This is a genomic window from Pseudomonas sp. NPDC090755 (assembly GCF_044769005.1).
Lineage (GTDB): Bacteria > Pseudomonadota > Gammaproteobacteria > Pseudomonadales > Pseudomonadaceae > Aquipseudomonas.
Window position 1 is genome coordinate 1 of record NZ_JBIVXC010000062.1, and the last position, 1,436, is coordinate 1,436.

A 1,436-nucleotide genomic window follows, 5' to 3' on the forward strand; every position below is an offset into this window, starting at 1 on the left:
CCGAGGCAATGAAGGCCGGAACGCTTGTCTCGACGAAGTCCGCCGCCTGAACGAGGGCAGCATTGCTCCTGACTGACCATGGAGTACATTTGTACTCCACCCCACTGTAACCCCTCTCCCCTCTATTCACTGCCGCAATATGGCGGCGAAGGCGAAGCTATGTCTCAAGCAAAGGAACGCCCGATCCTGTTCAGTGCGCCGATGGTGCGCGCCATCCTGGAGGGCCGGAAGACGGTCACACGCCGGGCGGTGAAGATCCAGCCCCGCACGAAGGGTGACATCGGCAGCTACGGCCTGGGCCAGCCGTTCATTCGCCATCCCGATCCGACAAAACGCAACCCGGAATGCCCGTATGGCCGACCAGGAGATCGCCTGTGGGTGCGCGAGACCTGGCTGGAGGATCCAGAGGACGACGGAACCTGGGCCTACACCCAGTACATGGGCTGTAAGGGATCGCCACTGTCAGAGATCCCCAAGCGCTTCCAAAAGCCAGAACACTGCATTTTCCGCGCAAGCTGGAACGGCACTGACCTGCTTTGGCGGCCAAGTATTCACATGCCGCGCTGGGCCAGCCGCATCCTGCTGGAAATCACCGATGTGCGCGTCGAGCGCCTGCAGGACATCAGCGTGCAGCAGGTCCGCGAGGAAGGCTGCGAGGTCCGCGAGTTCTGGCTATTCGGTGCAGACGCCGAGAAACGCCAGCACATAGCCGCGTCCATGTTCGGCGGCTTGTGGAAGGACATCAACGGCCAGGAAAGCTGGGACGCCAACCCATGGGTCTGGGTAGTCAAGTTCAGGAGGATCCAGCCATGACCCGCCTCGCCCTCTTCCTACTGCTGCTGGCCACCGGCGCCAGCGCAACTGAACGCTACATCGACGTGCAGCACGACGCCCGCCGCGGCGTCACCTGCTACATCCTCAACGAGTCGGCGATCAGCTGCATCCCCGACAGCCAGCTGCAGGCCGGCAACTAGCGCCAGCTCTCCCCGCACGAAACACAACCCGAACCTACACCCGCACTGGCGCCTGGGCGCTGGATTGATGAGAGGTATCAGCTGTGAGTGAAAAGTCACTGCGCGAGAAGATCATCGACTACATGCAGCAGCGTGAACAAAGCCCCCGCGGCTGGTTCTGTACTTGGTGGCTCAAGTTCCACGTGTCCGGCGCCAGCGGAACACCAGAGATACGCCGGGAGTTGGAGCGGATGGAGAAGAACGGGCTGGTCGAGTCGGATCGAAACCAGAGCAACAATACGAAGTGGCGGCTGATCAAGGCGCCCGAGGAGCTACAGCCATGATCCTCCTACCCATCGCCGCCCCGCTCTACATGGCCTGGGTGATTTGGAAGGGGCCGAGGCCATGAGCCGCTTCATCGCAGTGATCCACGGCTGGCACGTCCACAGCAACGGTTTCAACGTGCACGAGATCCAGGCCGGC

2 protein-coding genes and 1 pseudogene are annotated in these 1,436 nt (G+C 62.0%); all 3 read left to right on the forward strand.

All coding sequences use genetic code 11. From position 1 onward, the window contains the following. Positions 1–159: 159 nt before the first annotated feature. Entirely contained in the window at positions 160–813 is a 654-nt protein-coding gene (locus ACIQUS_RS27270) for a hypothetical protein (protein ID WP_403054291.1), read from the forward strand. Next, a pseudogene (locus ACIQUS_RS27275) lies at positions 810–1,061 on the forward strand (hypothetical protein). The gene ACIQUS_RS27270 and the pseudogene ACIQUS_RS27275 overlap by 4 nt, the downstream one beginning before the upstream one ends. Beyond that, complete coding sequence (locus ACIQUS_RS27280) at positions 1,058–1,297, forward strand: hypothetical protein (protein ID WP_403054294.1); 240 nt, start codon at positions 1,058–1,060, stop codon at positions 1,295–1,297. The pseudogene ACIQUS_RS27275 and the gene ACIQUS_RS27280 overlap by 4 nt, the downstream one beginning before the upstream one ends. Positions 1,298–1,436 lie beyond the last annotated feature (139 nt).